19 protein-coding genes and 1 pseudogene are annotated in these 19,338 nt (G+C 30.9%); 19 read left to right on the forward strand and 1 reads right to left on the reverse strand.

What is annotated here, in order from left to right:
- Positions 1–3 precede the first annotated feature (3 nt).
- The 9 genes and pseudogenes from BUA92_RS13260 (at position 4) to BUA92_RS13305 (ending at position 10,107) form a co-directional block, all read left to right on the forward strand.
- Entirely contained in the window at positions 4–1,731 is a 1,728-nt protein-coding gene (locus BUA92_RS13260) for an ABC transporter ATP-binding protein (RefSeq protein ID WP_073020185.1), read from the forward strand.
- On the forward strand, positions 1,728–3,908 hold the full coding sequence (locus BUA92_RS13265) for an ABC transporter ATP-binding protein (RefSeq protein WP_073020188.1): 2,181 nt from the start codon (positions 1,728–1,730) through the stop codon (positions 3,906–3,908). The genes BUA92_RS13260 and BUA92_RS13265 overlap by 4 nt, the downstream gene beginning before the upstream one ends.
- Before the next feature lie 97 nt (positions 3,909–4,005).
- Complete coding sequence (locus BUA92_RS13270) at positions 4,006–4,731, forward strand: lysophospholipid acyltransferase family protein (RefSeq protein ID WP_073020190.1); 726 nt, start codon at positions 4,006–4,008, stop codon at positions 4,729–4,731.
- Between the two features lie 196 nt (positions 4,732–4,927).
- Positions 4,928–6,895 carry a BglG family transcription antiterminator gene (locus tag BUA92_RS13275; RefSeq protein WP_073020192.1) on the forward strand — a complete coding sequence of 656 codons (1,968 nt, stop codon included), beginning with the start codon at positions 4,928–4,930 and terminating at the stop codon, positions 6,893–6,895.
- Entirely contained in the window at positions 6,895–7,338 is a 444-nt protein-coding gene (locus BUA92_RS13280; RefSeq protein WP_073020194.1) for a transcriptional regulator GutM, read from the forward strand. The genes BUA92_RS13275 and BUA92_RS13280 overlap by 1 nt, the downstream gene beginning before the upstream one ends.
- A gap of 25 nt (positions 7,339–7,363) precedes the next feature.
- Positions 7,364–7,912 (forward strand): PTS glucitol/sorbitol transporter subunit IIC, encoded by a 549-nt coding sequence (srlA, locus tag BUA92_RS13285; RefSeq protein WP_073020196.1) that lies wholly within the window; start codon positions 7,364–7,366, stop codon positions 7,910–7,912.
- 25 nt (positions 7,913–7,937) lie between these two features.
- A pseudogene (gene srlE / locus BUA92_RS23620) lies at positions 7,938–8,891 on the forward strand (PTS glucitol/sorbitol transporter subunit IIB).
- Positions 8,892–8,918: 27 nt separating this feature from the next.
- Entirely contained in the window at positions 8,919–9,284 is a 366-nt protein-coding gene (locus tag BUA92_RS13300; RefSeq protein WP_021804242.1) for a PTS glucitol/sorbitol transporter subunit IIA, read from the forward strand.
- Between the two features lie 16 nt (positions 9,285–9,300).
- Complete coding sequence (locus BUA92_RS13305) at positions 9,301–10,107, forward strand: SDR family oxidoreductase (protein WP_073020202.1); 807 nt, start codon at positions 9,301–9,303, stop codon at positions 10,105–10,107.
- 205 nt (positions 10,108–10,312) lie between these two features.
- On the opposite strand, the gene BUA92_RS13310 is transcribed toward BUA92_RS13305, so the two are convergent.
- A complete protein-coding gene (locus tag BUA92_RS13310; protein ID WP_073020204.1) occupies positions 10,313–11,899 on the reverse strand; it encodes an ABC-F family ATP-binding cassette domain-containing protein in 1,587 nt (528 codons plus the stop codon).
- 179 nt (positions 11,900–12,078) lie between these two features.
- Here BUA92_RS13310 and yidA point away from each other — a divergent pair, with 179 nt between their 5' ends.
- The 10 genes from yidA to BUA92_RS23320 all read left to right on the forward strand — a co-directional run bounded on the left by yidA (position 12,079) and on the right by BUA92_RS23320 (position 19,242).
- Positions 12,079–12,888: a sugar-phosphatase gene (gene yidA, locus BUA92_RS13315; protein WP_073020208.1), complete on the forward strand. Its 810-nt coding sequence runs from the start codon at positions 12,079–12,081 to the stop codon at positions 12,886–12,888.
- An 89-nt stretch (positions 12,889–12,977) separates the two neighbouring features.
- Positions 12,978–13,295: a DUF1622 domain-containing protein gene (locus tag BUA92_RS13320; RefSeq protein WP_021804246.1), complete on the forward strand. Its 318-nt coding sequence runs from the start codon at positions 12,978–12,980 to the stop codon at positions 13,293–13,295.
- A 247-nt stretch (positions 13,296–13,542) separates the two neighbouring features.
- The gene (locus BUA92_RS13325) at positions 13,543–13,866 is read left to right on the forward strand and encodes a PTS sugar transporter subunit IIA (RefSeq protein WP_021804247.1); all 324 of its coding nucleotides are present in this window, start codon (positions 13,543–13,545) and stop codon (positions 13,864–13,866) included.
- A 62-nt stretch (positions 13,867–13,928) separates the two neighbouring features.
- The gene (locus BUA92_RS13330) at positions 13,929–14,240 is read left to right on the forward strand and encodes a PTS sugar transporter subunit IIB (protein WP_073020210.1); all 312 of its coding nucleotides are present in this window, start codon (positions 13,929–13,931) and stop codon (positions 14,238–14,240) included.
- Between the two features lie 63 nt (positions 14,241–14,303).
- Positions 14,304–15,656: a PTS sugar transporter subunit IIC gene (locus tag BUA92_RS13335; RefSeq protein ID WP_073020212.1), complete on the forward strand. Its 1,353-nt coding sequence runs from the start codon at positions 14,304–14,306 to the stop codon at positions 15,654–15,656.
- 70 nt (positions 15,657–15,726) lie between these two features.
- On the forward strand, positions 15,727–17,118 hold the full coding sequence (locus tag BUA92_RS13340) for a 6-phospho-beta-glucosidase (RefSeq protein ID WP_073020214.1): 1,392 nt from the start codon (positions 15,727–15,729) through the stop codon (positions 17,116–17,118).
- A gap of 106 nt (positions 17,119–17,224) precedes the next feature.
- Positions 17,225–17,590: a GntR family transcriptional regulator gene (locus tag BUA92_RS13345; protein WP_341412817.1), complete on the forward strand. Its 366-nt coding sequence runs from the start codon at positions 17,225–17,227 to the stop codon at positions 17,588–17,590.
- Between the two features lie 11 nt (positions 17,591–17,601).
- On the forward strand, positions 17,602–18,312 hold the full coding sequence (locus BUA92_RS13350; RefSeq protein WP_073020216.1) for an ABC transporter ATP-binding protein: 711 nt from the start codon (positions 17,602–17,604) through the stop codon (positions 18,310–18,312).
- Entirely contained in the window at positions 18,306–19,094 is a 789-nt protein-coding gene (locus tag BUA92_RS13355) for a hypothetical protein (RefSeq protein WP_073020218.1), read from the forward strand. Before BUA92_RS13350 ends, BUA92_RS13355 begins: the two co-directional genes overlap by 7 nt.
- On the forward strand, positions 19,084–19,242 hold the full coding sequence (locus BUA92_RS23320) for a hypothetical protein (RefSeq protein WP_175550909.1): 159 nt from the start codon (positions 19,084–19,086) through the stop codon (positions 19,240–19,242). Before BUA92_RS13355 ends, BUA92_RS23320 begins: the two co-directional genes overlap by 11 nt.
- The last annotated feature ends 96 nt before the right edge of the window (positions 19,243–19,338 follow it).

Here is a 19,338-nt window from a genome sequence, read left to right on the forward strand (position 1 = left end):
TGAATGATCAAATTATTTAGGTTTTTGAAAAAGTATTGGATTTCGGTCGTAGTTATATTAGTATTAATATATTTTCAAGTTATGGCAGAATTAAATTTACCCAATTTGATGTCTGATATAGTTGATACTGGAATAGTAAATAGTGATGTTGATTATATATTACAAACGGGTGGAAAGATGTTACTTGTGGCTTTAGGAGGAACTTTATGCTCAGTTGTAGCAGCATTGTTTGCGTCCAAAGTTGCTATGGCATTTTCAAGAGATGTTAGAAGAGAAGTATTTACTCATGTAGAAGGATTTTCTCTTAATGAGTTTAACAAAATCCCAACATCTTCTCTTATTACAAGAACAACAAATGATATAACACAAGTTCAAACAGTAATGGTAATGGGACTTAGAATATTAGTTATGGCACCTATAATGTTTGTTGGTGCGCTTATAATGGCTCTTTCTAAAGATACGTATCTAGCTAGAGTTATTGCAGCAGCTATTCCTTTAGTTTTAGGTATGATGATATTTGTAGCTGTAAAAGGAATGCCACTATTTAAAAGCATGCAAACAAAGGTTGATAAACTAAATCTAGTAGTTAGAGAAGGATTAACAGGAATAAGGGTTATACGTGCTTTTAATAGAACTGATTTTGAAAAAGATAGATTTAAAGCAGCAAATAAAGATTTAACTGACACAGCTATTAAAGTTAATAAATTATTAGCAACTTTAATGCCACTTATGATGTTTATATTTAACTTATTGACTATAGGTATCCTTTGGTTTGGAGCAAATCGTATAGATTTAGGAGAAATGGCAGTTGGTGATTTGATGGCATTTATTCAATATGCTATGCAAATAATGATGTCTGTTATCATGGTTGCCATGATGTTTATATTAATACCAAGAGCATCAGCATCAGCAGTAAGAATAAATGAAGTTTTAGATTTAAAGCCAGAAATACTAGACCCTAAGAACCCTAATAATAAAAAAGTTGAAAGTGGGCATGTAGAATTTAAGAATGTATATTTTAGATACCCAGGAGCAGAAGAACCTGTACTTAGCAATATTTCGTTTGATGCAAAACCAGGTGAAACTACAGCTATAATTGGTAGTACTGGTTCAGGTAAATCAGCACTTATTAATTTAATACCACGTTTTTATGATGTGGAAAAAGGAAGTATATTAGTAGATGGCGTAGATATAAAAGATATGCTTCAAGAAGATTTAAGAAATAAAGTTGGAATAGTTCCTCAAAAGGCAGTATTATTTTCAGGAAGTGTTTCAGATAATATAAGATATGGTAAAGAAGATGCTTCAGATGAGGAAGTTAAGCATGCAGCTGAGGTTGCTCAAGCATTGGATTTTGTAACCAATATGAAAGATGGGTTTGATTCTTTTATTGCTCAAGGTGGTAATAACGTATCAGGTGGACAAAAACAACGTTTGGCTATAGCAAGAGCTTTGATTAGAAGACCTGAAATATATGTTTTTGATGATAGTTTCTCGGCATTAGATTTAAAGACAGATGCTAAGTTAAGAGCTGCTCTTAAGAAAGAAACAGGAGACTCTACAGTAATAATAGTTGCACAAAGAGTAAGTACAGTAATGGATGCAGATAGAATAATAGTATTAGAACAAGGTGAGATTGCAGGAATGGGAACTCATAAAGAGCTTCTAAATAACTGTGAAATATATCGTGAGATTGTATCTTCACAACTTTCAGAGGAGGAGATATCATGAGTGAAATGAAAAACAATGCGCCAAAAAGAGGCGGTGGTCCAATGGGTGGAGGCCCAATGGGCGGAGTGGTAATGTCTGGGGAAAAAGCAAAGGACTTTAAAGGAACCTTAAGGAGATTAATAGGATATTTAAAACCAAGAGCCGTTCATATAATATCAGTATTTTTAGTAGCAATATTAGCTACAATATTTTCTATAGTTAGTCCTAAGATAATGGGAAAGGCTACTACAAGATTATTTGAAGGTATAGTAGCAAAATATGAATATAGCGCAGTGAGTAAAGGGGTTACTGAAGCAGTAACTACTATGAAGGAGCAAATGGATGCTCAAAAGAAGCAAATTGAAGAGCAGATAAAAGCTAATCCTAAATTAGCTCCTCAAATACAAGCACAAGCAGCAGAACAAATGAAGAAGGCTTTAGATGCTCAGCAAACTCCTGAAGCAAAAGAACAGTCAGAAAAAGTTCAAGAAATATTAGAAAAATATCTTTCAGATGAGGATATCTCAAAAATTAATACCGCTATGCAATCTGGGGATGTAGATACAATAAAAGCTGTATTTGGAAGTTATAAACCAGAAATAGACTTTGAGTATGTTAGAAATATATTATTATTACTTATTCTCTTTTATGCTATAAGTTCAGTATTTACATTTATTCAAGGTTGGATAATGTCAGGAGTAGCTCAAAATACTGTTTATGATATGAGAAATGATTTAAATAATAAGTTAGAAAGATTACCTTTAAAATATTTTGATGCTAGAACAAAGGGAGACGTATTAAGCCGTTTTACAAATGACTTAGATACTGTAGCGGCAACACTTCAACAATCATTAACTCAACTTATAACATCTATAGTTACTATAGTAGGTATACTTGGTATGATGCTCTCAATAAGTTGGAAAATGACACTTATAGCTATAGTTGTGCTTCCAGTGAGTATTTTTGTTATAAGACCTATATTAGGAAGATCTCAAAAATATTTTGCAGCTCAACAAAAGCATTTAGGCGAGTTAAATGGTCATATAGAAGAAATGTATTCAGGTCATAATATAGTTAAAGCATTCGGAAGAGAAAAAGCATCTCTAAAGAAATTTAATGATGTAAATGAAGATTTATATAAATCAGGTTGGAAAGCTCAATTTATATCTGGATTAATAATGCCTTTGATGGGTTTTGTTAATAACATTGGTTACGTTGCAGTATCAGTAACAGGTGGATATTTAGCTACTAAAGGTTCAATAAGCGTAGGAGATATTCAAGCTTTCATACAATATATGAGACAGTTCTCTCAACCTATAAACCAAACTGCAAATATAGCTAATATAATTCAATCTACAGTTGCAGCAGCAGAACGTGTATTTGAAGTTTTAGATGAAGCTGAAGAAATACCAGATTCAAAAGACGCAGTTACTTTAGATAATGTAAAAGGTGAAGTTAAATTCGAAAATGTTGACTTTAGCTACAAAGAAGATTCTAAGCTTATAGAAAATATGAATATCGATGTTAAGAAAGGTCAAACCATAGCTATAGTAGGACCTACTGGAGCAGGTAAAACTACATTGGTAAATCTTCTTATGAGATTCTATGAAATAAATGGTGGTAAGATAACTGTTGATGGAGTAGATTTAAGAGATTTAAGACGTGAAAATTTAAGAAATATATTTGGTATGGTACTTCAAGATACTTGGTCCTTCCAAGGAACTATAAAAGAAAATATAGCTTATGGTAGAAAGGGTGCTACTGATGAAGAAGTAATAGAAGCAGCTAAAGCAGCCCACGCAGACCACTTCATAAGAACTCTTACAGAGGGTTATGATACAGTATTAAATGAAGAAGCTTCAAATATATCTCAAGGACAAAAACAATTATTAACAATTGCTAGAGCAATATTAGCAGATCCATCAATATTAATACTTGATGAAGCAACAAGTAGTGTAGATACAAGAACAGAAGTATATATCCAAAAAGCTATGAATAAGCTTATGGAAGGAAGAACAAGCTTCGTTATAGCTCATAGATTATCTACAATTAAAGATGCAGATTTAATACTTGTTATGAATCAAGGAACTGTTATAGAACAAGGAAATCATAAACAATTATTAGAACAAAATGGTTTCTATGCAGATCTTTATAACAGCCAATTTAAAGATGGCAATTTTGACGAAGAAGCAATGTAATATTTTATTAAAAAGGCTATTGGTTAATCCAATAGCTTTTTCTTTATGCGCAAAAAATGTATAATAGATATAATACACTAAGTATGGAGGAATATTTATGTTAAGAACAATAGCTTGGTATACTCATTTTGCAGTAAGCTTGTTATTAAAAACCCCAGAGATGTTTAGGGTTAAAAAAATGATAAAGGATGGAAAAAATCCAGAAGCAATAGAGTATATTGAAAAAACTACTAGAAGATGGGCATTATCTCAAATGAAATTAAGTGGAGCAAGAGTAAAGATATATGGTGAAGAGAATATACCTAAAGATGTACCTGTATTATTTATAGGTAATCATCAAAGTAACTTTGATATAGCATTATTTTTAAGTTATATAAAAAAGCCGAAAGGATACATAGCAAAGGCAGAAATGAAATCATGGCCACTTGTACACACTTGGATGGAATTTATAGATTGCGTATTTATGGATAGAAGTAATATAAGAAAATCAGCAGAAGCAATAGTTCAGGGTGTTAATATATTAAAATCAGGACACTCTTTAGTAATATTTCCAGAAGGAACTAGAAGTAAAGGGGATAAATTAGGAGACTTCAAAGCAGGAAGTTTTAAATTAGCTACTAAGGCAAAGGTTGCTATTATACCAGTTACAATAAGTGGTTCTTATAAATTAATGGAGCAGAACGGAAATAAAATCAAACCAGCTGATGTAGAGTTACACATACATCCGATGATAGAGACAAAAGACTTGTCAAAGGAAGAACTAGATGGATTGCCTAAAAAGGTTAAAAATATAATAGAGAGTAAACTACCAAATATAAGTTAAACACTTAAATACAAAGACTATGTAGGTACTAACAAAACCTATATAGTCTTTAAATTTATATAAAAATAAACTTGATTAATTTAAGAAATTAGATTAGTAAATAATTTTCACATGTTAAATGAAAAAGTATGTATTAATTTATTTGAGAAAATATTCTAAGATTAAATTATCAGGTGAGGGAGAAAGGAAGAGAATAATGAATCTAGTAACTATAGATAGTAAACTAATGATTCTTCTTATGAAATTGGAGGATAAAGAATATTTTAAACTAGAAGAACTTGCCCAATATCTTGAAGTAAGCACAAGAACTATAAGAAATTATATAAAGCAATTAAATGAAATATTGGCAGAAGATATTGCTCAGGTTGAGAATAATAAGTATAGGGGGTATAGGTTATTAAAATATGATAAAGAGAAATTTGAGGAAATTAGAAAAAAGCATATAAACGATAAAATCAACTGTAAGTTCTTAATTACATCCACAGATAGAAGTTCATACATTATCAAAAAGTTTATAAGCGAGGAAAATACTTTTAAAACAGATGATTTAGCTGAAGAGTTAAATGTGAGTAGAACTACGTTAATAAATGATTTGAAGAAAATAGCTCACATACTAACTAATTTTAATATACAAATAAAAGGTAAAACTAATGATGGAATTTCTCTTCAAGGAAATGAAATAAATAAGAGATTGTTTTTTATTTATTTCTTGTGTAAAGGTTTTGAAAAAGAATCTATGCATAGTAATAATTGGACTTTTATATCTGAAGATATTTATAAGGACTTAGAAAGTCAATTAATAGACCTATTCAAAAATAATAATTATAAAATCTCAGATGAGGTATTAAGAAATATACTAAGTTTTATAATGATTCTTTTAGTTAGAATTAAACAACAAAAATATATAAAAAAACTAGATGAAAAACATAAGGAATTAATATACACAGATGACTTTAAGCTAGCTCAAAAAATTGGAGATTTAATCTCTAAAAAGATGAGTATAGGTTTGTCTGAAAATGAAGTCATATATTTAACACTACCACTAATGGGAAGGTATTCTCCAGTAAAAAATGCTGATTCTGAAATAAAAATAACACCAGCAATCAAGAGACTTGTAGATGAAATAAGAGATGAAATATATAATCAAATGGGCCTAGATATAAGTGAAGATAAGGATATGTGTGAAAATCTAAAATACCATTTAAACTTTGCAATAAACAGAATTATCTTTAATTTACCAATCCATAACCCATTAATAGAAGATATAAAGAGATATTACCCATTCCCCTATACCTTGGCTAAAGTAGCAGCAAAAATAATAGAAGGTTTTTATGGTGTTAAGGTAATAGAAGATGAAGTTGGGTATATAGCTCTCCATTTTGGAAGCTATGTAGAAAGAAGAAATAATAAGTATTATTCAATTAAAAATATAGCCTTAATATGTGGGACAGGCATTGGTACTGCAAAATTATTGGATATTAAGTTAAGAAAATTACTAGGAGACAATAAGAAAATAGATACCTATTCTGATTTAGAAGTATCGGAAGAGCTTTTAAATAATTATGATATTATTTTTACCACTGTTGATATTCATTATGAACTAAAACCTATAGTTATAAAGCTAAATGCAATATTTAGTGACTCTCAGATAGTGAAAGAAATAGAGAGAAAATATAATTTGAAAAATAGTAATACAAGCTATGAAGGTTACGACAAACCATTTATACATCTGAGTATACCACAAGAGCAGTTTTTTATAATTAAAAGAAAAGATTATGTAGGTGCTATAGATTACATGGTTACTAATTTATCAGAAGTATTGACTTTAGATAAAGATTTTAAGAAGAGGCTTATTGAGAGAGAAAATAAATCACCAACAGCTTTCGATAATTACGTGGGATTACCTCATGCAGTAAACTACGGAAGTGATAAATTCAGTATTTCCATGGGAATATTAGAAGAGCCTATAGTTTGGGGGAAAAATGAAGTAAGGTTGATAATAATGCTTATAGTCCCAGATGAAAATAGCATAGATCCAGATATGGTCATAAGTGTGTATGAAGAAATTTTAAAGATATGCCAAAACAAAAAGTTTATAGAAGAACTCTGTAAAGTAAGAAGTTATAAGGAATTCTTAGATTTAAACAGAAAGGAGAGATTTTAATGAATAATGTAGTTATGTTAATTTTTATAGGAATAATATGTTGGATACTAAATTTTGCTTTCGGGTTTATGCAAATTAAAAATTTTAATCAAAGTTATATAGATATGAGAAGAAAAGGAAGGGTAGCTATAGGAAGAAAAAGAGGATATCTTCAAGCTGGAACCATAGTTCTTCTTAATATAGATGAAGAAGATAGGATCTTTGACTGCAAAATAATGCAAGGAATTTCTGTTCTAGCCAAAGTAAAAGGGTTTACTGGACTAGAAGGAAAGAAAATAGGAGATTTAGCAGAAGTAGATTTGAAGCAGTACAAAAAATTAATAAGGGTAGCTATTTTAAATGCTATAGATAACTTTAATCAGTTTAAGAAAGGAGGGGAGGAAAAAGAAATTCAAACAGAGGTAAAAGAAGAAAACATAGAACTAATTGAAAAAACTATTTAATAAAAATTTTAGGGAGGTATTATAAATGCAAGCATTAGCGCAATTTGCTGATAAGTTTATGGGATTATTTAGGGCAGGGGGAGAGACTTTTGTAAGTTTTGTTACAGGTATAGTTCCAGTGCTAGTATCTTTATTACTAATTATGAATGCTTTAATAAAATTAATAGGTACTGAAAGAATAGATAGGTTGGCGAGCAAATCATCTGCAAACCCAATAACAAGATATCTGATATTACCTGTACTTGGAACTTTTATTTTTGCAAATCCTATGACATTATCATTAGGAAAGTTTTTACCTGAAAAATATAAGCCAAGCTATTATGCAGCAGCATCTTTTTCTTGTCATTCAATGAATGGATTATTCCCACATATAAATCCAGGTGAATTATTCATTTTCTTAGGAATAGCAAATGGAATAACAACCTTAGGATTATCCTCAACAGACTTGGCCGTTAGATACTTCTTGGTTGGAATGGTTACTAACTTCTTTAGAGGATGGGTTACAGATTTTACAACTAAGTTTGTTCAAAAGCAACAAGGAGTTCAGTTATCTGAAACAGTTGAGTTAGCATAATAATTAATCGAAAGGGGAAAGAACAATGACTTATAACAAATTGAAAATAACAAAAGGCTCTGCTGGATGGGGTGGACCTATATATGTTGAACCTAATGAGACAAGAAATAAGGTTGTATATATAACTGGGGGATCGAGACCAAAAGAAGCTGTTAAAATAGCAGAGTTGTCTGGCTGTGAATTAGTAGATGGATTTAAAACAGGAGTTAAGGATAAAGAAATTGCTTGTGTTGTAATAAATTGTGGTGGAACTTTAAGATGTGGAATATATCCCCAAAAAAAGATTCCTACAGTAAACATTATGGCAACAGGTAAAAGTGGTCCTTTGGCAATGTTTATAAAAGAAGACATATATGTTTCTGACGTTAAGGAAAAAAATATAGAAGTATTATAAAGGGAGGCAAATAAAATGGGTTTTGATACTGACAAAAAGATAAGTGAACAGAGTGATGGACTTGTAGCTAAAATAGGAATAGGGATAGGAAAGATAACATCAATATTCTTTCAAGCTGGAAGAGATACAATAGATACAGTTATTCATACAATATTACCTTTCATGGCCTTTGTTGCTACATTGATAGGAATAATTAACGCATCTGGATTAGGAAATGCTTTTGCTTCATTACTTACTCCATTAGCAGGAACTATTTGGGGGTTAATAATATTATCACTTATATGCTCATTTCCGCTACTTTCTCCATTTTTAGGACCAGGAGCTGTTATAGCACAAATAATAGGAGTTTTAATAGGGGTTGAAATAGGTAAAGGAAATATACCACCTCATTTAGCATTGCCAGCGTTATTTGCAATAAATGCACAATGTGCAGCTGACTTTATACCAGTAGGTTTAGGCTTAGCAGAAGCAGAACCAGAGACAGTTCAAGTAGGTGTTCCTTCTGTGTTATACTCAAGATTTTTAACTGGTGCACCTACAGTTATAATAGCGTGGTTAGCAAGTTTTGGATTATATTCTGCATAAATTACAAAATCGAAAGGAATTAATATTATGGAGTTAGTATATAAAACAGTTATAACAAATATCGGAAAAAATGCTAAGGAATTTTTCTCTCATAATATGTTCATTACTTTTAAAGGAGATGCTCCAGAGGAGCTTATAGATTATTGTTTTATTCATGATGAAAATGTGCTATACACTGATATTCATGAAAAAGATATTTTAAAGATTGATGGAAAAGCTTTTAAGATAACTGCAGTAGGAGAGGCTGTTAATCCTAATTTAAAAGAGTTAGGGCATATTACTCTCAAATTCACTGGTGAAGATGAAGCAAATGTTGCAGGTACGTTGTTTATTGAAAGTAGTGATATTCCTTCTATAGAGATAGGATCAGTTATAGAAATAGTAAGAGCATAATAAGGGGGAATTATAGATGGAAAATAACAGAACATGGTTAGGTATTGAAAATAATGTAGTAATAGTAACTGGAGGAGCATCAGGCATAGGCAAGCATATTGCGAAACAGCTTATAGATGCAGGAGCAAAAGTTGTTGTAAGTGACTTAAGTGTAGAGACAGGAGAAGGTGAAGATAGAGTCTTTAATGTAAAATGTGATATAACTAAAAAAGAGAGTGTAGAAAAAATGGTTAAAACCATCCTTGATAAATACGGGAAAATAGATGCTCTCGTAAATAACGCAGGAGTTAATTTGCCAAGACTATTGGTAGATTTGAAGGGGCAAAAACCAGAATATGAATTAAATGAAAAAGATTTTGATTTTATGGTTGCAGTTAATCAAAAAGGATTATTTTTCTGTACTCAAGCTGTTGTAAAACAAATGCTTAAACAGAACAAAGGAACAATAATAAATATAACATCAGAAGCTGGTATGGAAGGGTCAGCAGGGCAAAGTTGTTATTCAGCTACAAAGGGAGCCGTAAATGGATTTACTAGATCATGGGCAAAAGAGCTTGGAGCATATAACATCAGAGTAGTTGGTGTTGCACCGGGAATTAATGAACCTACAGGGCTTACTTCACCAGCATATAATGAAGCCTTAGCATATACAAGAGGAGTAAAACCAGATCAGTTAAATACTGATTACAGTAAAGTAATTCCACTAGGAAGAGCGGGAAAGTTAGATGATATAGGTAATTTAGTTACTTATCTAATATCAGATAGAGCTGATTATATCACAGGTACAACTGTAAATATATCAGGTGGAAAATCAAGAGGATAATTTTAAATGATTAGTTATTAAATCATTTAAAAGGGAAAAGAAAATGTTCAAGTTTAAACTTTATATAAATAACCTTCGGCAAAAGGTTAAAAAGAAACGGCAAATTTCTTAAACAATACAAATTAATCAAAACAAATCTTTCCCCAATTAGATTATAGCATAAAATTAAGCGAGCAGGTTATTGCTCGCTTATCTTTATGTTATATTATTTTTTCCACTCTAAGTATTCATCGTAAGACATTTGCTTATCTATGATAGTTCCTTCAGGAGTTACTTCAATGATTCTGTTTGCTATAGTTTCTATAAATTGATGGTCATGAGATGTGAATAATAAATTACTCTTGTAATCTCTTAAACCATTATTTACAGCAGTTATAGATTCAAGGTCTAAGTGGTTTGTAGGCTGGTCTAAAATAAGTACATTAGCACTTGATAGCATCATTTTAGATAACATACATCTAACCTTTTCTCCTCCAGATAAAACTTTAGCTTCTTTAAGAGCTTCATCTCCAGAGAATAACATTCTTCCTAAAAATCCTCTTAAATAACTTTCAGATTTTTCATCAGAATATTGTCTTAACCAATCAACTAAGTTTAGATTTACATCATTAAAGAACTGCGAGTTATCTTTAGGGAAATATGATTTAGTTATAGTTACTCCCCATTTGAAATCTCCAGCATCTGCTTCTAATTCATCCATAAGGATTTTAAATAAGGTTGTTATACCTATTTCATCACCTACGAAAGCTATTTTGTCTCCTTTGTTTACAAAGAAGTTTACATTATCTAATACTTTAACTCCATCTATAGATTTAGTTAGTCCTTCAATTCTAAGAATATCATTACCAACTTCTCTTTCTGGTTTAAAACCAACGAAAGGATATCTTCTGCTAGATGGTTGAATGTCATCTAAAGTTATTTTATCAAGAAGTTTCTTACGAGAAGTAGCTTGTTTAGATTTAGAAGCATTAGCACTAAATCTGGCTATAAATTCTTGTAATTCTTTTATCTTTTCTTCTTTCTTCTTGTTTTGATCCTTAGACATTTGTAATGCAAGTTGGCTTGATTCATACCAGAAATCATAGTTACCTACATATAATTTAATCTTACCAAAGTCAACGTCAGCCATGTGAGTACATACTTTGTTTAAGAAGTGTCTATCATGGGATACAACTATAACTGTTCCTTCAAAGTTTATTAAGAACTCTTCTAACCAGTTAATTGATTTAATATCTAAGTGGTTAGTAGGCTCATCTAGGATAAGTATACCTGGGTTTCCGAATAAAGCTTGAGCTAATAAAACTTTAATTTTATCTCCACCAGTAAGTTCTGAAACTTTCTTATCGTGAAGATCTGTAGTAATTCCTAAACCTTGTAATAAAGATGAAGCATCAGATTCTGCTTCCCAACCATTTAGGTCAGCAAATTCACCTTCAAGTTCAGAGGCTTTTATACCATCTTCGTCTGAGAAATCTGGTTTTGCATAAAGCTCATCCTTTTCTCTCATTATTTCATAAAGTCTTTCATTTCCTCTTATAACAGTTTCAAGAACAAGGTATTCATCATATTCATAATGGTCCTGTTTTAAAACGGACATTCTAATATCCTTTGGAATAGATACATCTCCTGTATTAGGTTGAACATCACCAGATAAAACCTTTAAAAAGGTACTTTTACCTGCTCCGTTAGCACCTATAACTCCATAACAGTTTCCAGGAGTAAATTTGATATTTACATCTTCAAATAGTTTTTTGTCGCCATATCTTAAGCTTACATTAGTTACTGTAATCAATACTTCTCATTCCTTTTCATTTATATTTACGCTATCCGCAATAGTATAACATAATAATTGAAAATTTTCATCAAATAATTAATGGTAGAATTAAATTTCATCATATGAAAACTACTTGGTATTTTTAAAGAGCTATGTGATAATAAAACTAGTTTCTATAGTATATGGGGAGGTAATTTATGTATAAATTAATAGCGATGGATATGGATGGAACTCTTCTAAAAGATGATAAAAGCATATCTGAAAGAACAAAAAATGCAATAAAAAAAGCCAAGGCAAAAGGTGTAAAAGTAGTTTTGGCCTCAGGTAGATCTATAGATGGAATATATGGATACCTTAAGGATTTAGATTTAATATCTGATGGAGATTATGTATTAAGTTATAACGGAGCATTAATTCAAAATACTGAGACAAAAGAAATAATAAACTTTAAAGCTCTATCAGGAAAAGATGGAAAGATACTTCGTAAGGTTAGTAAAGATGTGGGAGTTAACATATTAGGAATATCATTGAAAAATGGTTTATTTACGCCTAAAAATACAAGATATACTCAGCAAGTAGCTGATAGAAATTGTCTAAAGCTAACAGTAAAAGAGTTAGATGAAGTAGACGAGGATGATGAAATAGGAAAGTTTATGATGATTGATGAGCCAGAAGTTTTAAACAAGGCTATAGAGTTACTTCCTAAAGAATTATATGAACAATATAGTATACTTAGAAGTAATGTTGCTTTTTTAGAATTTGTGCACAAAGATTGTAATAAAGGTGCTGGAGTAAAAGCTTTAGCAGATTATCTAGGAATAGATAAAAGCGAGGTTATCTGTGTTGGAGATGAAGGTAATGATAAACATATGATTGAGTTTGCTGGATTAGGGGTAGCTATGGGGAATGCAACAGAAGAAATTAAATCTATAGCTCAGTATGTTACATTATCTAATGAAGAAGATGGAGTAGCACAATTAATAGAAAAGTTTATATTAGAAGATTAATATTTTTAGGATTGGAGCAATAATTGTTCCAATCTTTTTAATTTATATTATAATGGTAGTTAATAAAATATTCATATTTGGAGGAGTACATGGAACATTTTGTATCTTTACTTATAAACTATACTATACATTTACTAGAAGCAATGGGAACTCTGGTAATTATTGTAGCAGCTATTAAAGCATTCTACCAATTTATACTAAGTTTGTTTAAAGAGAGAGATACACCTATAAAGGTGGACTTAGCTAAAGCTCTAACTTTGGCACTTGAATTCAAGTTAGCAAGTGAAATATTAAAGACTGTAATAGTTAGAACTCTAGATGAGATGTACATATTAGCAGCGATTATTATACTTAGAGCAATATTAACATTTGTAATACATTGGGAAATAAAAACTGATGGTCATTAAGTGAGTAAGAGAGACTTCTATTAAGAAGTCTTTTTTTCATTTTCAACAATTATGCATTAATTAAACAAAACTTAAGAGTAAAATATGATTTTGGATTGAATTTTCAAGTTTTACTATAAAAAATTGAATAATCTGAAACTTCAAGCCTAAAGCTGGTGAAAAGGTTGTCATAAGATGAAAGATTTATTAGAATGATGTTGATGAATTGAATTAATGTAAATTTGAAAAGAAATGGAGGAAGCAATTAATGACTGAATTAGAAATGGTAGTAATGAATTTAATAATAAATGCTGGAGATGCAAAAGCAAGTGCATATGAAGCTCTTGAAAAAGTAAATGAAGGTAAATACGAAGAAGCAAATGAACTAATGGAAAAAGCAGATGAGGCTCTAGAGGTTGCACATAATGCTCAGACAAGCTTATTACAAAAAGAAGCTGCTGGAGAGAAAACAGAGATAGGCGTATTATTTGTACATGCTCAAGATCATTTGATGACAGCTATAAGTGAAAAAAATCTTATTGGGCAGATCATTGAATTAAGAAAGATTGTTAACACATTAGTTAAAAACTAATTTTTATTAGTTTATATATAAGTATTTATCTAAAATAATTTTTGGAAGGTGAGGTGATAGATATGATTAAAATAACATTATTTTGCGCTGCAGGAATGTCAACAAGCGTTTTAGTTTCAAAAATGCAAGAAGCAGCAAAAGTAAAAGGTGTCGAAGCAAGGATAGAAGCATTTCCAGAATCAACTATGTCTAAGAAATTAGAAGAAGGTATAGATGTGGCTTTGTTAGGTCCGCAGGTTAGATATAAATTACCAGCAGCTAAGAAACTTTGCGCTGCAAAAGGAGTTCCAATCGATGTGATTAATTCTGTTGATTATGGAATGATGAAAGGGGACAAGGTCTTAGATTTCGCATTAAAAATGTTAGGAAAATAAAAATCAGCAATTATAGAAACTTAATTATTTTAAAAAATTTATTTACTCAAGGAGGATTTAAAAATGGACAAATCTTCAAATTTCTCAGAAAAGATAATAGAAGGTGTAATGAAATTTGTTAGTTTAAAAGGTGTAGTAGCAGTAAAAGACGGTATAATGTATACGTTACCTCTTACTTTAATAGGATCAGTTTTCTTATTACTTGCTCAACTTCCTATACCAGCATTCAATAATTGGATGGCAGCTCAATTCGGAAAGAATTGGACAGCTCCATTATTACAAGCATATAATTCAAGCTTTAATATTTTAGCAGTCTTTGCTGTATTTGGTATAGCATATATATATGTTAAAAATGAAGATTACGAACCTGTAGCAGCAGGAATAATAGCAGAAGTTGTATTTTTCTTAACTTTAGATCAATTTTCAAGTGTAACAGATCCTACTACTAAGGCTGTAACAACAGTTACAGGGGTTATACCTAGAACTTGGCTAGGTGGTAAGGGTATGGTTGCAGCTATCATAATTGGTTTAATCGTAGGTTGGGTATATACTTGGTTCTTAAGAAAGAAGATAACAATAAAACTACCAGATGGTGTTCCAGCAGGGGTTTCAAACCAATTTGCAGCTTTAATACCAGGATTAGTTATAATTGTTGGAGCAACTGTAGTTTATCAATTCTTTAAAGTTGCTTTAAATACTACTTTAATCGAATGGATATATAAAGTGCTTCAAACTCCACTTCAAGGTTTCTCAGACTCATTTGTAGGAGCTCTTGTATTAGGATTCCTTGTGCCATTCTTCTGGTGGTTTGGAGTTCATGGATCACAAATAGTTGGAAGCGTATTTACAGCATTAACAACTGCTAATATGGCAACTAACCAATCAATAATAGAAGCAGGACAAGAATTAACAATAGCAAATGGAGCAACAGTAGTTACTGAGCAATTTAGATCGTTATTCTTACAGTTTGGTGGTTCAGGATTAACTTTAGGATTAGTGTTTGCAATGTTAATTGCAGGAAAATCAGCACAATCTAAATCATTAGGTAAAATAGCTCTAGTACCTGGGTTATTTAATATTAATGAACCAGTTATATTCGGTTTCCCAATAGTAATGAATCCATTAATGTTTGTACCTTTTGTTGCCGCACCAACAGTAACAGCTATTATTTGTTATTTAGCTATAAAGACAGGAATGGTACCTCCATTCTCAGGTGTAACAGTTCCTTGGACAACTCCACCTATAATATCAGGTTTATTGGTTTTAGGATGGAGAGGTGCATTATTGCAAGCAATTATTATGGTAATTTCAACAGTTATATACTTCCCGTTCTTTAAGAAACAAGATGCTATAAATCTTAAACAAGAACAAGAAGCAGCAGAAGAAACAGCAGTTTCTGATTCTGTAGAAATGTAAAATTATATATGTATTTTAATGACAAGCTTAATTAGCTTGTCATTTTCATAAATAAGAAGGAGGAATAACAATGGGAAAAGGTAAAATTAAAATAGTTACAATAGGTGGAGGATCAAGTTATACTCCAGAATTAATTGAAGGATATATTAAAAGAAAAGATGAGCTTCCTATAGGAGAGATTTGGCTTGTTGATATTGAAGAGGGAAAGGAAAAGCTAGAAATAGTAGGAGCAATGGCTCAAAGAATGGTTAAAGCAGCAGGTCTTGATTGGAAGGTTTATTTAACATTAGATAGAAGAGAAGCCTTAAAAGATGCAGACTTTGTATCAACACAATTCCGTGTGGGACTTTTAGATGCAAGGATAAAAGATGAAAGAATTCCTCTAAGTCATGGGATAATAGGACAAGAAACCAATGGAGCTGGTGGAATGTTTAAAGCTTTCAGAACCGTACCTGTAATTCTTGATATAGTAGAAGATATGAAAGAATTATGTCCTAATGCTTGGCTTATAAACTTTACAAATCCATCAGGAATGATTACAGAAGCAGTTATTAGATATGGTAAATGGGACAAAGTAGTAGGTTTATGTAACGTCCCTATATCAGCTAGAAAACTTGCTTCAAATGCTTTAGAAAAGAAAGAAGAAGATTTATATTTTAAATTTGCTGGATTAAATCATTTCCACTGGCATAGAGTTTGGGATAGACAAGGTAACGAACTAACAGCTGAAGCTATTGAAGGTTTATATGGAACAGAAAAAGACTTCATGCAAATGTATAAACCAGAACATGTTAAAGAGCAAGAAAAATTAGGGGTTGCTAATATTAAAAATATATCTTTTATGTCTCAACAGATAAGAGATCTTGGAATATTACCATGTTCATATCATCGTTATTACTATATAACTGATGATATGTTAAAAGAAGAATTAGAGGACTTTAAAGATAACGGTACAAGAGCTGAGGTTGTTAAACGTACTGAAGCTGAATTATTTGAACTTTATAAAGATCCAAAACTTGACTATAAACCAGAACAACTTATGAAACGTGGGGGAGCATATTATAGTGATGCTGCTTGCGAAGTAATCAACTCTATTTATAATGATAAAAGAACAGATATGGTTGTTAGTACAAAAAATAATGGAGCTATAAAAGATTTGCCAGATGATTGTGTAGTTGAAGTATCTTCTATAATCACAGCAGCAGGTCCTCAACCAATAGCATGGGGAGATTTCAAACCAGCAGCATCAGGAATGCTTCAAATAATGAAGGCAATGGAACTTACAACTATTGAGGCAGCTGTAACAGGAAATTATGGAACAGCACTTCATGCTTTCACAATCAATCCATTAGTCCCAAGTGGAAAAATAGCTAGAGAATTATTAAATGAAATGTTATTAGCACATAAAAAACACCTACCACAATTTGCTGAATCTATAAAGGAGATTGAAAAAGGGGAGTAATAATATATTAAAAACCACAGAATTTTTCTGTGGTTTTTATTTTTAGAAATACTTGACAATTTATCCACGACTACTGTACTATTTAATTAATACAGTAGTCGTGGAGGTGAAAGAAATAGATTTTGAATTTAATAATAGAGAACCAATATACCTTCAAATAGTTAATTATATAAAAAAGAAGATAATCTCAGAGGAACTAGAGATGGGAGAGAAGCTAGAATCTGTAAGAGAGCTAGCCAGTAGATTAAAGGTTAATCCTAATACTATACAAAGGGTATATGGAGAGCTTGAACTAGAAAAACTCATATATACTCAAAGAGGGTTAGGTAAGTATGTAACTGAAGATAGAGAGATAATAGATAAATTAAAGAAAGAGAACGCAAAAGAACTTCTAGAATCCTTTATAACTAATATGAAGGAACTTGGTTTAAACAAAGAAGAAGTAGTGAATCTAATTAATGAGAAGTTTTAGGGGGAGAATTTATGAGTAATATTTTAGATATAATGGGATTATCAAAGTCATATGGTCAGAAGCTAATACTTAAAGATATTAACTTATCTTTAGAAAAAGGGAAAGTATTAGGGTTATTAGGACCCAATGGATGTGGAAAAACAACTTTACTTAATCTTATAGAAAGTTTTTTAAAACCAACCCAAGGAAAAATATTAATTGATGAAATAGAAGCTGGTGTGGAGACAAAAAACTTAGTTGCAATGCTTCAAGATAAAAATATATTCAGTAGATGGATGAGGGTAAAAGACGGAGTTGAGTTTTATAAGGATTTTTTTGAGGATTTTAATGAAGAAAAAGCTAAAAATCTACTAAAAACTCTAGGAATTGAAGAGAAGGATAAAATCAATAACTTATCTAAAGGAACTTATGAGAAGTTTGCGCTTGCACTTACCTTAAGTAGAAAGGCAAAACTATTTATATTAGATGAACCTTTATCAGGGGTAGATCCCTTAGCTAGAGAAGAAATACTTGATATTATTATAGATAATTTAGATGGTGAAGTTTCTATGATAATAACTACCCACCAAATATATGAACTTGAGAGAATACTAGATGAGGTAGCCTTTTTAAAAGATGGCAACATATTTTTAAAAGAGGAAGTTGAAACCTTAAGAGCTAAAAATAGAGCTTCACTAGATGATATATATAAAGGGATTTATAAGGGGGAAAAGGTATGTTAAAGCTATTGAAACATAATTTTAAAGAGGTTAGATGGTTTTATTTTTGGGAGATAGTTATAGTAATGCTGATGGCTTCATTTATGATATGGAATAGTAAAGGTACTGTAACTGAAAATGAGTTGAGTTACACAGTTGGTATGGGTGTGAATGAGTACAGAAGTATGCTAGGGTTATTTTCAACCTACATTATGATTATTCATTTGGGGTTTAATATAGTAATTGCCAATGTTCAATTATCTGATAGAAAGAGTAAACTGTTATTTTTAACTGACATTTCAGGCAAGAAATTTATTTTATCTAAAATAATTGAGTTTTCTATAGTTCAATTAATAACTAGCATATTAGGATTAATAATTTCTTTAAGATTAATTGTAATATCAAATGACCTAGGACGAGTTTTGCCTGAATTTATAAATTATATAACTCTATTCAATTATAATCTTATTGTATATGTAATTGTACTTCTCTCTATCATATTAATACGAACTAAGTTAAATGGTGTTCTAAGTTCATCTTTACTGGGAGTTGGAATAACTATACTAGTAATGTATGCACTTTTTAAGTTTAATTTTCATATACTACAGGATTTGAATTTGGGAACTATTTCAATTAAGATGGAGAAGTTTGTATATAGCGTAGGAAAAATGCTTAATATGGGTCAAGGCATGTTTGGCTGGAGAATAAGAATAAACGTATTCTCAGCTTTAGCTAAATTAGGAATCTTAGCAGGTACTTTTATTTTAGCTTCAAAAGTAATAGATAAAAAACTTGATGTGGTTTAGGAGAAGAAAACTATTAAATGCAGGACAATCGGTATTTGGATTGGAAATACACATAAATATATTTTCAATAATAGTCAAATTAGGATTGTTATTAGCAGCCTTTTTTTATGTAGCTAATGTAATTGATAAAAAATTAGATATAGCATAGAAAATGTGAGTCATGGCGTTTCGCTATGGCTTTCTTTTTATACATGAGAATAGAGGATGCTTTAAAAGTATGGGAGCTTACTATATGGGTTTAAAT

The sequence above is a fragment of the Clostridium intestinale DSM 6191 genome (assembly GCF_900130055.1).
In the GTDB taxonomy this organism is placed as follows: Bacteria; Bacillota; Clostridia; order Clostridiales; family Clostridiaceae; genus Clostridium_T; species Clostridium_T intestinale.